This window comes from Marinobacter sp. UBA2688 (assembly GCF_002352785.1).
GTDB classification, from domain to species: domain Bacteria; phylum Pseudomonadota; class Gammaproteobacteria; order Pseudomonadales; family Oleiphilaceae; genus Marinobacter; species Marinobacter salarius.
The window spans coordinates 33,420-45,878 of record NZ_DELU01000023.1 but is presented as its reverse complement, the minus strand read 5'-3'; the positions used below and the strand labels follow the sequence as shown (position 1 = coordinate 45,878).

General features: G+C 58.2%; 9 protein-coding genes. 5 read left to right on the top strand and 4 right to left on the bottom strand.

The window, feature by feature from the left end; all coding sequences use genetic code 11:
• Nucleotides 1-90 precede the first annotated feature (90 nt).
• The gene (locus tag B3M52_RS11685) at nucleotides 91-519 is read right to left on the bottom strand and encodes an SRPBCC family protein (protein ID WP_075195858.1); all 429 of its coding nucleotides are present in this window, start codon (nucleotides 517-519) and stop codon (nucleotides 91-93) included.
• Nucleotides 520-707: 188 nt separating this feature from the next.
• Between B3M52_RS11685 and B3M52_RS11680 the strand changes: the two genes are divergently transcribed.
• The 3 genes from B3M52_RS11680 (at nucleotide 708) to B3M52_RS11670 (ending at nucleotide 4,038) form a co-directional block, all read left to right on the top strand.
• Nucleotides 708-1,781 (top strand): AI-2E family transporter, encoded by a 1,074-nt coding sequence (locus tag B3M52_RS11680; protein ID WP_075195857.1) that lies wholly within the window; start codon nucleotides 708-710, stop codon nucleotides 1,779-1,781.
• A gap of 80 nt (nucleotides 1,782-1,861) precedes the next feature.
• The gene (locus tag B3M52_RS11675) at nucleotides 1,862-3,010 is read left to right on the top strand and encodes a zinc-binding dehydrogenase (RefSeq protein ID WP_075195856.1); all 1,149 of its coding nucleotides are present in this window, start codon (nucleotides 1,862-1,864) and stop codon (nucleotides 3,008-3,010) included.
• Nucleotides 3,010-4,038 carry a proline racemase family protein gene (locus B3M52_RS11670; protein WP_075195855.1) on the top strand — a complete coding sequence of 343 codons (1,029 nt, stop codon included), beginning with the start codon at nucleotides 3,010-3,012 and terminating at the stop codon, nucleotides 4,036-4,038. The genes B3M52_RS11675 and B3M52_RS11670 overlap by 1 nt, the downstream gene beginning before the upstream one ends.
• Before the next feature lie 209 nt (nucleotides 4,039-4,247).
• Here B3M52_RS11670 and B3M52_RS11665 read toward each other — a convergent pair whose 3' ends face one another.
• Together B3M52_RS11665 and ilvG are read right to left on the bottom strand one after the other, a co-directional pair.
• Nucleotides 4,248-4,526 carry an ACT domain-containing protein gene (locus B3M52_RS11665; protein WP_075195854.1) on the bottom strand — a complete coding sequence of 93 codons (279 nt, stop codon included), beginning with the start codon at nucleotides 4,524-4,526 and terminating at the stop codon, nucleotides 4,248-4,250.
• Complete coding sequence (gene ilvG, locus B3M52_RS11660) at nucleotides 4,523-6,217, bottom strand: acetolactate synthase 2 catalytic subunit (RefSeq protein ID WP_041334682.1); 1,695 nt, start codon at nucleotides 6,215-6,217, stop codon at nucleotides 4,523-4,525. The genes B3M52_RS11665 and ilvG overlap by 4 nt, the downstream gene beginning before the upstream one ends.
• 327 nt (nucleotides 6,218-6,544) lie before the next feature.
• On the opposite strand from ilvG, the gene B3M52_RS11655 reads away from it, so the two are divergent.
• Together B3M52_RS11655 and B3M52_RS11650 are read left to right on the top strand one after the other, a co-directional pair.
• Complete coding sequence (locus tag B3M52_RS11655; protein WP_075195853.1) at nucleotides 6,545-7,627, top strand: efflux RND transporter periplasmic adaptor subunit; 1,083 nt, start codon at nucleotides 6,545-6,547, stop codon at nucleotides 7,625-7,627.
• 5 nt (nucleotides 7,628-7,632) lie between these two features.
• Entirely contained in the window at nucleotides 7,633-10,704 is a 3,072-nt protein-coding gene (locus B3M52_RS11650) for an efflux RND transporter permease subunit (RefSeq protein ID WP_075195852.1), read from the top strand.
• Between the two features lie 49 nt (nucleotides 10,705-10,753).
• On the opposite strand, the gene B3M52_RS11645 is transcribed toward B3M52_RS11650, so the two are convergent.
• Nucleotides 10,754-12,379: a methyl-accepting chemotaxis protein gene (locus tag B3M52_RS11645; protein ID WP_075195851.1), complete on the bottom strand. Its 1,626-nt coding sequence runs from the start codon at nucleotides 12,377-12,379 to the stop codon at nucleotides 10,754-10,756.
• Nucleotides 12,380-12,459: the final 80 nt, after the last annotated feature.

The window sequence follows — 12,459 nt, the reverse complement described above, 5'->3', positions numbered from 1 at the left end:
CCCGCCACTGGCGGGAGCGTGCCGCAACCGAAGATTGATCATTATCAACCTGCCACAATACCCCCGCCCAGCAACGAGTTCTTCAGTTGCTTACGCCAACTTGGGCACCCTGCGGATGCCCTTACGGATCCCCTGATCAAGAGCGGAGCTGACCAGTTTGCCGGTGAACGGCACGATGTCGTCAAAGGAAATGGTGTACTGGACGCGAGTCCTGCCATTGGCGGCATCGTCGAAGCGGATGCGACCGATATGGTTGCGGATGGGGCTCATGCTGGAAATGGTGTACTCAATAAGCAACCCCGGCTCGAAGGTAATGACGGTCTCTTCAAGGCCGATGGGGCCGATGCCGATCTTGCGGATGGACCCAAGGCCGTTGGGGTCGGCCTGGTCGCTGTCGCGAATGCGCTTCACTGGTGCTCCCAACAGCTTCCCGAAGCGCTCATGATCCGCAAACAGTGCAAACACACGGTTGCGCGGCACATCAAAGGTTTCGTCAATTTCAATCTTGTAGTTCGCCATGTATGAACTCTTCAGAGACGGTTTTCATCAGGGTATCCGGTTATGTGTTACAACAAAAGTGACGTGGTGGCAATGACCGAGCGTTGGCCCAAAAGGGCTGAATGACAGCCGAGCGACAGGTACACTGAGCCTCGTGGTGCATCAGTTATCATACCCCCAATACAGCCCGACAAGGTGCATGGACCCGCATGAACAACGATAACGAACAACCCGCACGCTCAGATCTCGCGACACCACTGAATGGCATCTTTGCGCTCGGGATACTCTATACCCTCTACGTCGCCCACCAGATTGTCCTGCCAATTGTCCTGGCGGTCCTGACCAGCCTTTTGCTGTTTCCCCTTGTCAAAAAAGCCTATGACAAAGCCGGGATTCCAAGGGTGTTGAGCTCTCTGGTATTGATGATCGTGGTGATCGCTGGTCTGGCGGGTGTTGGGGCAGCCGTTGCAACGCCTGCGCTGGAGTGGGCACAGCAGGCACCACAGGGTATCTCTCGACTGCTCATGGGTGAGAGCGGCATAAAAAGCCAGATTGATAAGGTCAACGAATCGGCAAAGAAAGTGGAAGAGTCGATGGACGAACTATCCAAAGACGAGAAGACCACAACCAACACTGTCGTGCTTAAAACCGACTCGTGGCGCAACCAGCTATTAACCAAGGCGCGCAACGGTGCAGCCGGCCTCGCACTTGCGCTGGCCCTGACCTATTTCCTGCTCGTGGGTGGTGACCGCATCATCCTCAACTTTGTGCGACAACTCCCGAAGCGACAGCGCCGCAACGTGCTCCAGATTGCCCGCGATTCCCAGCAACAGATCGCCCAGTATCTGGCGGTACTCAGTCTCAGTAACCTGCTGGTTGGCATCACCACCGGGCTCATCTGCTGGGCAGTGGGTCTTCCGGACCCAGCCGTCTGGGGGCTCGTTGCCGGCTTGGCCAGATTCATCCCGTACCTTGGTGTCATTCTGACCATCATCCTGCTGGCAGTCGTGTCCGCCACCAGCCTCGACACGCTCTGGATGATGGCCATTGCCCCGCTCGGCTATTTGGCTCTTACCTCTACCGTCGGGTTTTTCATAGAGCCCTGGATCCACGGTTTCCGCATGGCGATCAATCCCGTCGTCATCTTCGTGTCCATCTTCTTCTGGGGCTGGTTGTGGGGCCCGGTTGGCGTGTTGCTGGCGGTCCCCCTGATGACCATCATTCAGGTGGTCCTCAAACAAATCCCGAAACTGCGGCCGATTTACAAGGTTATTGCCCGGTAAAAGCGGCCAGGGGGCCCTGACACTGCTGGGAATCTGGCCTATCCTGACCTGATATCCAGCAAAGCAGGAGCAGAACGCCCATGATCCAGAAGACCATGAAAGCCATGCTGCTCACCGGCCACGGTGGCGTCGAGAAACTGGAATACACCGAAGACGTGCCCATCCCCACCCCTGGTGCGGGAGAGGTGCTCGTCCAGGTCACCGCCACCGCCAAGAACAACACCGACCGCAAAGCCCGGGAGGGTCTTTACCCCACCAAGGATAAAGGCGACGTAACCTCCTTCCAGATGGGAGGCTCAGCCACGCTGACGTTCCCAAGAGTTCAAGGCGCGGACGTTGTTGGGCGTATCGTCGCCGTGGGGCAGGGTGTTGAGGATACGCGGATCGGCCAACGAGGCCTGCTGGACTTTAACCTCTACGCGGACGAGCGCCGGGATATCAACCTGACCCCGGACTACTACGGCCACGGCGCCGATGGTGGGTTCGCGGAATATATTGCTGTGCCTTCCGACCAGTTTCACCATGTCGAGAATGCCGGCCTGGCCGATGCCGAACTTGCCGCTATGGGCATGTGCTCCTATCAGACCGCCTTGCACATGCTCACATCCGCACGGGTAAAAGCGGGCGAGCACATCCTTGTGACCGGTGCCAGTGGTGGTGTTGGCACCGCCCTTATCCAGCTTTGCCGCATCATGGGGGCGATTCCCTATGCGCTGAGCCAGCGTGATAAGGCCGACCCTCTGCTCAAGCTGGGCGCCGAAGCCGTGCTGGACCGTTCCGACATGGACAACTTCACGGATCAGGTGCGGTCCGTCACTGGGGGGCGGCCGATAGACGCCGTGATGGACCTGGCCGGTGGCGAGATGACCGATCAGTTTATCGACACCATGATCTTCGACATGAACAGCCGCAATGATTACCCAAGGCTCAGCATCGCTGGCGCCAGCGCCGGAAACGTCAGTGAAATCATGTGGACACGGATTTACCTGTATCAGGTGCAGGTGTTCGGCGTGTCACACGGCACCCGGGAGGAAGCCGAACAACTGGTGGCCTGGATTCGCAGCGGCCAACTGAAGCCGGTGCTGCACGCCGCTTTCAGACTGTCAGAGTTGCACGAAGCCGAACGCTACTTCGTCAACCGCAACAGCAACTACCTGGGCAAAATCGTAATCGTCCCGGATGCCCAATGGGCCGAGCATGGCGCCCCGTTTGCCCTGGAGAAGTCCTAATGCGTCCCGAACTCAAACTGCAACTGATGGACACCCACGCCGGCGGGGATGTGAGCCGGATAGTAACTGGCGGGATCTGCCCGCTTCCGGGGGACACCGTGCGCGCCCAGATGGAATACCTGCGGGACAAGGCAGATGGCCTTCGCACTCTACTACTGGAAGAGCCCTACGGCATCCCGGAAATGTCCGTGGACCTGCTGGTGCCGCCCACAGACCCCGAGGCAGTCGCCGGTTATATCATCATGGAAGTGATGGGATATCCGATTTACTCCGGTTCCAACACCATCTGTACCGCCACGGCCGTTCTGGAGAGTGGCATTGTCGCCAAGCGGGAAGGGTGGCAGAGTTTCGCTCTGGAAGCGCCAGCGGGCCTGGTCCACATTGACGCCCTTGTTCGGGACGGTGTTGTAGAAGCCATTACCTGCGGCGGGCTGCCCAGTTACATCGACACCTACCAGGCCAGCATCCACGTGCCCTCGATCGGTGACGTATCCTACAGCGTGGCCTACAGTGGTGGTTTCTACGCCCTGGTGGACGCGACGAGCCTTGGGTTTTCCCTGACCCTGGATGAAGAACGCAAACTCAGCGAATGCGCCTATCAGATCGTAGAGGCCATCCAGGCAGAACGCGGCTTCTCCCACTACACGCTGGGTGATGTCGGACCCTTGCCCTTCCTCCATTTCATGGGGCCGGTTGAACAATTGTCGGATCATTCGTATCGCTCCCGGTCGGCCACTTATGTGCATCCCGGCGTCATCTGCCGCAGCACCACCGGCACGGGTACTTCAGCACGGCTTGCGTTAATGAACTACGAGGGCAAAATCAGCCCGGGCGACCGCCTGGAAACCGTCTCCCTGCGTGAAACCGGGTTTATCGGTGAGTTCACAGGTGTGCGCCAGGAAGGGAAGCACCAGGTGGTCGAGAATACCATCACCGGCAAGAGCTACGTTCTTAACCGGGCGGATATCATCGTGAACTGCGATGATCCGATGGTTGACTGTGGGGGGCTTACTCACATTCTTTTGTAGCCTGAGGTTTTGCGGGCGGATACGGGGGGTGGGGGTATTTTTTCTTCTGGAAAAAGAACTCGCTTCGCTCAGACATCTTTTTCCTTGCCAGAAAAAATACCCCCACCCCCCTATCGACGTGCAGCTCAGGAATATCCAGGTCGAGAAGGCCTTCGCAAGCCCGCCCCCAAAACCATCAGGCTACGAAAGAGAAAGCAACTCCCAAAGCGTCAGGCAGTCTGAACCCGAACCCCCGAAACCTGACCAAGGGCAACCTCCGCCACTGTATGCAACTTCTCCAATTGCGACTGGAGCATGGCAATCGGCCGGGTTCCCTCCAGGGTCAGGGTGATATCGAAATTCTCCCCGGCGGATTCCACCGCCATTGTTGCAATCCGGAAACCGCGAATACGGACCACCTGGCAAAGACGCTCCAGGGCGGCCGCTTCCTGCGACATGCGGCAGCTGATTTTATAGCTCGGCGTTGAGGACTGGCTTTGCGGTTTCATGCAACGTGTTCCTTTTTGTTGGTGCGTCGGGTTTCGTCGATCATTTCGCGGTTGCTGGCGCCGGGTTTGACGATGGGCCAGACGTTCTCCTCACGGCTGATGGCTACGTGCAAAAGCATCGGGCCGTTGTAGGCCAGGATGGTCTCAATGCCACGACGGATCTGGTCAGTGCGGCTGATGTGCAACGCCGGGATGTCGAAGGCGCGGGCCATGGCGACGAAGTCCGGGTTGTCGTCCAGGTTGATCTGGCTTTCACGATTGCCGTAGAACAGTTCCTGTTGCTGGCGCACCATGCCCAGGCACTGGTTGTCCATGACGATCAGTTTTACCGGCAGGTTATAGCGGCGGATAGTGGCCAGTTCCTGGGCGTTCATCATGAACGAGCCATCGCCCGTCACGTTGATCACCGTACTATTGCGGTCGGAAAACTGGGCACCGATGGCAGCGGGCAGGCCAAAGCCCATGGTGCCCAGGCCGCCACTGGTGAGGTGGTGGCGAGGGTGGTCAAAGTCGTAGTGCTGGGCTACCCACATCTGGTGCTGGCCGACGTCACAGGCGATAACGGTATCATCCGGGGCAATTCGGGAGAGCTGGCGAACAAAGGCCGGGCCGGTGATCGGCGCCAAAGGTTCTTCGTTGTCGGCGGCATGGAAGCCGCCGGTGGTGTACCAGGTTCGGCACTGTTTCTGCCAGTCGCCAATGTCCAGCGGCTTGTCCTGTAAGGCGTTGGTCAGTGTTTCGAGAATGTCATTCAGGTCCCCCCGAATAGCCAGCTCGGTCGGGCGCAGTTTGTTGATCTCGGCGGCGTCGGCGTCAATGTGAATCATCTTTGCATTGGGGGCGAAGCCATCCAGGCTGCCGGTGGCGCGGTCATCCAGGCGGGCACCGATAACCAGCAACAGGTCGCATTCATCCACGGCTTTATTGGCCGCCCGGGAGCCGTGCATGCCCAGCATGCCCAGGTTGTAAGGGTTGTGTTTTCCCGGGTTGCCGATACCTTTGAGCGTTACCACCGCTGGCAGAGCGGCGGATTCAGCAAACGTGCGAAAGCGATCTTCAGCGTGTGCCAGGCTGATGCCACCACCGCTGTAGAGTATGGGTTTGCGGGCCGCCCGCAGCATCGTGAGCGCTTCGGCCAGGTCTGGGAAGCTGATCTCCCGTGGCTCGGACCGGGGGAAGGGAGCATCGCTGACATCAGCCAGCAGCAGGTCCTTGGGTATATCAATCCACACCGGCCCCGGCCGCCCACTTTGAGCCAGTTCCATCGCCTCTTCCATGATCGCGGGCAGGCTGTCTGCGTCGTCAACCAGATAGCTGTGTTTAACGATGCCCAGCGTCATGCCCAATACGTCGGTTTCCTGGAAGGCGTCGGTACCGATCAATCCCGAGGGCACCTGGCCGGTGATGACCAGCATGGGGATGGAGTCCCGGTGAGCGTTGGCAACGCCGGTGATCAGGTTGGTGGCGCCGGGGCCTGAGGTGGCAATACATACACCGAGCTTACCGCTTGCGCGGGCGTAACCGTCGGCGGCCAGGGCGCAGGCCTGTTCGTGGCGGCACAGCACGTGTTCCACACCGACATCGTCCACCAGCGCATCGTATAGCGGCATGATGCAGCCGCCCGGATACCCGAAAACCGTGCTGATGCTGTGGCGGTGGAACGCGTCAAGAATGTGCTGTGCGCCGTTCATGGTTGTTATTCCTTTTTCCTGATGCAAAAAAAAGCCCCCGGGACCTTTCGGTGCCGGGGGCTTTCGTGTGTTTGTCGAGTCTGTTTCTATCTCACCCGCTTGTCCACGCAGAAGCCCCCGGACGGTACCACGACCACCAGGACTAGCTTCACAAGGACAACCACTGCGTTGAGATTCATAAAATCAGTATCTGCTCTGAATCTGAGAGAAGTTTATGTGTAGAATCTACCCCACGAAAACAACCGGATGCAACCGTTTTCTGACAGTTTCTAAAACGACTGCCTGGACTGTAAACCGACATCACCCGAATTTAACTGCGAGCGATCAATGACCAAAGCAAAACTGGGATCTATCGGATTGTCCTTTCTGGTACTGGCTTTATTGGTGGTATGGATGGCAACCGGTGACGTCAAGGAAGCGCGGGACGAGGCGCCAGAGGACACACCTGAGGAGTCGGTCAGCGCGCCCTCCGTCCAGGTGGATGTGTTGCGTACAAGGCTTTACGAGCCCGGGTTAATGCTGCAGGGGCAGTTGGAGCCCTGGCGAACCGTGTCAGTTGGCGCTCGGGTAGCCGGCACGGTAGAAGAGCTGATGGTGGAGCAGGGTGACCAGGTTGAGGCGGGGGATGTCCTGCTTCGACTCTCCGAGGATGGGCGACGTACCTCGGTAGAACAATGGCAGTCGCGCATTCGCAAATTGGAAGCCGATTTATCGGCTGCCCAGAAGCTCCGATCCCGGAATCTCACCTCCGAATCCGAAGTGTTGACCCTGCAAAGTGATCTGTCTGCGGCGGGAGCTGAGCTCACTCAGGCACGTCTTGCTGTTGACAACCTGGAGCCACGAGCGCCTTTTGATGGAACGGTGAATCGACGGGATGTCGACCTTGGTGATCTGGTCCAGGTCGGGTCACCACTGTTGGAGCTGGTGCGCGTTGATCGGCTGAAAGCGACGGGGCAAATCCCGCAGCAGTCAGTGAGCGCCGTCGAAGAAGGGCAGGCCGTAACCATTCGCACGTTGGATGGCGACAGCCTGGAAGGCGTGGTGAATTTCGTGGCCAGTGCCGCAGACCCGGACACCCGTAGCTTCCCGGTGGAGGTGTCCATAGACAACCCGGAACGTAAGCGGGTTGCCGGCGGTAGTGCCACGCTGCGCATTGCGCTGCCGGAAGTGGAGGCGATGTTCATTTCGCCGGCCTATCTCAGTCTTGGGGATGATGGCCGGCCCGGTGTTCGCTATGTGGGCGACAATAACGAAGTGGTGTTTACCACGGTCAAACTCCTGAACGTCACCACGGATGGCGCCTGGGTCACTGGCCTGCCGGATGAAATTCGGTTGATTACCCGGGGCGCGGGTTTTGTATCCATCGGGCAGCAGGTACGCCCGGTTGATCGTGATTCGGACCGGGGCTAACCGATATGCGAACCTTGATTTTCGCCGCTCTCGACCGCAGCCGGACCACACTGCTGACACTGGCTTTCCTGATCCTGGGTGGTGTTGCGGCTTTTCAGACCATCCCCAAAGAAGCGAACCCGGACATCACCATTCCCATGATCTATGTGTCAATGACACTGGAGGGAATCAGCCCGGAAGACGGTGAGCGCTTGCTTATCCGGCCCATGGAGCAGGAATTGCGTTCCCTCGAGGGCGTCAAGGAAATGCGTGGTACGGCTTCCGAGGGTCACGCCTCGGTGATGCTGGAATTCGACGCCGGGTTTGATCCGGACATCGCGCTTCAGGATGTGAGGGAAAAGGTTGATACCGCCCGCAGCAGGCTGCCTCAGGAAGCTGACGAACCAAGGGTCAATGAAATTAACGTGGCGCTGTTTCCGGTCATGTCGGTTGGCCTCTCCGGGCCTCTTTCCGAACGCGAGCTGGTCACTATTGCCCGGCGTTTGCAGGATGCCATCGAAGGCATTCCGGAAGTGCTGGAAGTGGACATTGGTGGTGACAGGGAAGACCTCCTGGAGATCGTTGTCGATCCCCAGGTGCTTGAAAGCTATGGCGTCGACTTTGATCAGTTGGCGACGTTGGTCACTCGCAACAATCAATTGGTTGCTGCCGGAAGCCTGGATACCGGTGCCGGTCGCATGACCATGAAGGTTCCGGGCGTTATTGAATCCGTGGAGGATGTTATGGCCATGCCGGTCAAGGTAGGCGGCGACACCGTAGTGACCTTTGGCGACGTGGCTATGCTTCAGCGAACCTTCAAAGACCCGCGAGGGTTCGCCAGGATCAACGGTGAGCCGGCGCTGGTGCTGGAAATCTCCAAGAGGACCGGTGCCAACATCATCGAAACCGTGGAAAAGGTGAAGGCGCTGATTGAACGTGCCGGGCCGCAACTGCCAGACGAGCTCGAGGTTCGCTACATCATGGACCAGTCTGGTGAAGTCCGGGACATCCTTAGTGATCTGCTCAACAATGTGCTGACGGCCATCGTGCTGGTGATCGTCCTGATCATTGCCGCCATGGGTCCCCGTTCTGCGCTTTTGGTGGGGCTTACCATTCCCGGTGCGTTCCTGACCGGTATCCTGGTGATCTGGGGAATGGGTTTTACCCTTAATATTGTGGTTCTGTTTAGCCTCATACTGGTGGCTGGCATGCTGGTGGATGGGGCCATCGTGGTATCGGAGCTTGCCGACAGGAACCTCTCCGAGGGCCAGAACGTAAAGTCTGCATGGGGCGAGGCGGCCAGCCGCATGGCCTGGCCCATCATCGCGTCAACCGCCACCACGCTGGCGGTATTCATCCCCCTGTTGTTCTGGCCGGGCGTGGTCGGCGAGTTCATGAGCTTTTTGCCCACCACCGTTATCATCTGTCTGACCGCCTCGTTGGCCATGGCTCTCGTATTTTTGCCGGTCCTTGGCAGCATCAGTGGCGGAAAACGCCTTCCCCAGTCAGCAATCAGTGGCCGCATGACGGACGTCTATCGTGGCGTTCTCGGGCGATTGTTGGCAAAGCCCGGTTTTACACTTCTTGGAGTGCTTGGCGTCGTTGTGGTCATCTATGCGGCTTATGGCAAGTTCAACCATGGTGTTGAATTTTTCCCAAGCGTGGAGCCGGATTCAGCGCAGGTACATGTCAGGGCCAGAGGCGATCTGTCTGTGCAGGAGCGCGATGCCATCGTTCGACAGGTCGAGCAACGTTTACAGGGAATGCCGGAGGTGAAAGCCCTCTATGCTCGCTCAATGGTCAGTCCCGGAAACCAGATGGCGCCGGACGTCATCGGTGTGCTGCAGTTTCAGTTCACGGACTGGTTTGAGCGCCGGCCAGCGACACAGATACTGGAAGATTTCCGTTCACTCACTGCGGACATTCCCGGCATTGAACTGGAGTTTCGTAAGCAGGAAGGCGGTCCAGCGGACGGCAAGCCCATTGAACTTATGGTCAGCAGTATGAATAGCGACCAACTGGAGCGGCACGTGGCTCTTATCCGGGAACGGATGTCTGGCATCGATGGCTTTGTGGATGTCGAAGACGACCGCAGCCTTCCGGGCATCGAATGGCGCCTGAACGTCGACCGCTCAGCCGCTGCCCGATTTGGCTCAGACGTGCTCAGTGTGGGCAGTGCGGTGCGACTGATTACCAACGGCCTGGTGCTTGCTACCTATCGGCCTGAGGACGTGCGGGACGAAGTCGATATCGCCGTGAGAGTGCCTAATAATTGGCGGGAGCTGGACCAGTTCCAGCGCCAGACGATTAACACCAGCCGCGGGCAGGTGCCGCTCTCAGAGTTTGTTGAGCTGGCTCCCGGAGACAAGACTGGCAGCATTACCCGTGTTGACGGACAGCGCACCATTACGATCAAGTCCGAGATAGAGCCGGGTCGCCGTGCGGACGAACTGCTGATGGAGTTGCAGCAGCAAATGCCTGAAACGCCCGAGGGTGTTTCCGTCCGATTTGCCGGCGAGAATGAGGACCAGGAACAAGCCTCGAATTTCCTGGCATCGGCGTTTCTGGTCGCGATTGCCCTGATGCTGTTGATCCTGGTGACCCAGTTCAATTCGCTCTACCAGACCATGCTCATTCTATCGGCCATTGTGCTTTCCACAGCGGGCGTATTGCTTGGCCTGCTGCTTAACGGGCAGTCGTTCGGAATCGTAATGGTGGGCATGGGCATCATTGCCCTGGCGGGCATCGTGGTGAACAACAACATCATTCTGATCGACACCTACAACCAGATGCGAAAAAGCGGTATGGCGGCATTCGAGGCCGCATTGGAGACCGGATGCCTGCGCCTGCGACCGGTATTGCTGACGGCCATCACCACCATACTCGGGCTGATGCCAATGGTGCTCGGGGTAAATGTGGATCTCCTGACCCCGTCTTTGGGCATCGGTGCTCCGTCCACGCAGTGGTGGACCCAGCTATCCAGTGCTATTGCCGGCGGGTTGGCGTTTGCAACGGTGCTCACGCTGTTGCTGACCCCGGCGCTGCTGGTTTTGGGTGACAAGACCGGCCAACGGGTACGTGGGTTTGTAAACCGATAGCGGTGTGGTTTACAAACCGCGTTGGCCGGGTGGGCCGGGTGGAGGGAGATTAGCGTCGAATGCGGCTTGATAAGTCCCGTGCCGCCTTCGCCATGCTTTCAAGCTTTGGAACCATGGTGAGGTTTTCCTCCGCAGCGCGGTTCATCGTTTCGGATATCTCTGCAACTTCGGTCACGTTACGATTAATTTCCTCGCTGACGCTGGTTTGCTCTTCGGCTGCCGTTGCCACTTGAGTGGTTGCGTCATTCACGCTGCCCATGCGGCGATTGATCTCGCCCAATGTCTGCCTGACCGCCTCCACCGACTGCCCGCTCTCCTGAGTGACAATCTCGCTTGCCTGCATATATTCAGAGGCGTCTCTGGACCCGGTGGCTATGGTGTCGATGATTCGGTCGATCTCCACGGTGGCTTCCTGGGTCTTGGCTGCCAGATTCCTGACTTCGTCCGCGACTACGGCGAACCCTCGGCCCGCCTCTCCAGCGCGGGCTGCCTCTATGGCGGCGTTTAGTGCCAGCAGGTTGGTCTGGTCCGCGATTTCGCGGATGACTTTCATTACGTCGCCAACCTTCTTGCCGTCGGAAGTGAGCTGATTGACGGTTCGCGACGAGGTCTGAATCTGGTCAGCGAGTCGATTCATGCTGTCCACTGCGGCGTGGATCTGCTTGTCAGCTTCGCCCGTCTGGCCGGATGTTTCCTGCACTTGGTTCGCAACTGCCGCGGCGTGTTGTGCGACATCCTGAGCGGTTGCCGACATCTCGTTCATGGCCGTTGCGATCTGGTCAATCCGTTGATGGGCAAGTTCGGATTGGGATGAGACTTTGCCGGCATTGTCCCGGATCATTGAGCCCGTGAGTTCGAGTTCGCGAGCATTTTCTTCCATCAATTCGCCGGTTTCTGAGAGAAAGCCGTGTAGCTTGCGGGCGCTATCAGCCAGTCGACCCAATTCATCCTGACGGATTAGAGTCGCGGGATCAGACAGGTCACCTTCCCCCAGTTTGTGCATTTGGCCAATCAGTGTTTGCGTCGGTCGGACGACGGAACGAACCAGGACAATGACGCAAGCGATCGTTCCCAGAAACACTGCGAGTAGCATCAGGCCACCGACGCGCCAGGTGCTCGTGGTGACGGAGTCGTTCAGGGCCGCGGCCTCGGCCACACCCTGTTTACGAATGAGTGCGGAAGCTTCTTCAATCAGCCTTGATGGTTCCCGATCGATGCCGCTGACGGCCCGATCGCCTTCGCCGTGCTGGTAGCCTGATGCCACAAAGTCGGCGAACCCGGTCCGGTAAGCTTCACCCATCTTCTGGTGGGAGCGCTGGAACTGACTCATCAGTGCGCGGGCCTGATCATCTTCCAGCCTTGGGATAAGACTATCCAGCTTTTTCTGGATGAGGGCTTCCTGTTCCTGGAACTGGGTCCAGTACTTTTTACGCTGACCGGCATCCGAGCCGCGAATCAATACGTTTTTCCATTCCTGGACCTGGGTCTTGAAATCACTGAGGATGTCCTGCGCCTCCAGTGCCCTGACCATTTGTTGGCTGGCCAGCCGGTGATAGTCGTTCTTAGCCTGGAGGGAGTAGTTGAAGTAGTAGCCGGCAACCAGTATGACGACCAAGTTTGCGGCAATGACAACGCTCAGCACACGATTGAGAATGCTTCGGGAATACCAATTCATAACGTAGGGGGCCTGTTTCTAGCTAGAGCTTTCGTTCAGGCGTAGTAAAGCGTGATTCTTTGTTATATGCACTAGGATAC

What these genes read in the sequence shown, in the direction of transcription:
- B3M52_RS11655 (WP_075195853.1), top strand. Translation starts at nt 6,545, where the DNA reads ATGACCAAAGCAAAACTGGGATCTATCGGATTGTCCTTTCTGGTACTG.
- B3M52_RS11685 (WP_075195858.1), bottom strand. Translation starts at nt 519, where the DNA reads ATGGCGAACTACAAGATTGAAATTGACGAAACCTTTGATGTGCCGCGC.
- B3M52_RS11680 (WP_075195857.1), top strand. Translation starts at nt 708, where the DNA reads ATGAACAACGATAACGAACAACCCGCACGCTCAGATCTCGCGACACCA.
- ilvG (WP_041334682.1), bottom strand. Translation starts at nt 6,217, where the DNA reads ATGAACGGCGCACAGCACATTCTTGACGCGTTCCACCGCCACAGCATC.
- B3M52_RS11650 (WP_075195852.1), top strand. Translation starts at nt 7,633, where the DNA reads ATGCGAACCTTGATTTTCGCCGCTCTCGACCGCAGCCGGACCACACTG.
- B3M52_RS11665 (WP_075195854.1), bottom strand. Translation starts at nt 4,526, where the DNA reads ATGAAACCGCAAAGCCAGTCCTCAACGCCGAGCTATAAAATCAGCTGC.
- B3M52_RS11675 (WP_075195856.1), top strand. Translation starts at nt 1,862, where the DNA reads ATGATCCAGAAGACCATGAAAGCCATGCTGCTCACCGGCCACGGTGGC.
- B3M52_RS11645 (WP_075195851.1), bottom strand. Translation starts at nt 12,379, where the DNA reads ATGAATTGGTATTCCCGAAGCATTCTCAATCGTGTGCTGAGCGTTGTC.
- B3M52_RS11670 (WP_075195855.1), top strand. Translation starts at nt 3,010, where the DNA reads ATGCGTCCCGAACTCAAACTGCAACTGATGGACACCCACGCCGGCGGG.